1 protein-coding gene is annotated in these 255 nt (G+C 50.2%); it reads right to left on the bottom strand.

Annotation, left to right across the window (positions count from 1 at the left end; genetic code table 11):
* The coding region (locus ACZYR9_RS27925) for a reverse transcriptase domain-containing protein (RefSeq protein ID WP_488981530.1) at window positions 1-255 on the bottom strand (255 nt) is incomplete at both ends.

The raw sequence follows: 255 nt of genomic DNA, 5'->3' as shown, positions 1-255 counted from the left end.
TCTCTTGGTTAATATTGTCGAAGTACCCTTGGATGTCGACGTCGACCACCCAATTACCTTTGCGGTTGCAGGCTTTACGAATTCGCTCTAGCGCTTGCTTCGCCCCGCGCTTAGGCCGGAAACCAAAAGAACATTCCTGAAAGTCGGCTTCAAAGATCGGCTCCAATATGAGTTTGGTTGCCATTTGAACGACGCGGTCTCTTACCGTTGGGATGCCGAGCGGTCGTTTACGTCCATCTTTCTTCGGAATGTAGT

This window comes from Paenibacillus sp. F024 (genome assembly GCF_057814255.1).
Note: the sequence above shows the minus strand (reverse complement) of the source record. Positions and strands in the feature narration are given on the sequence as shown.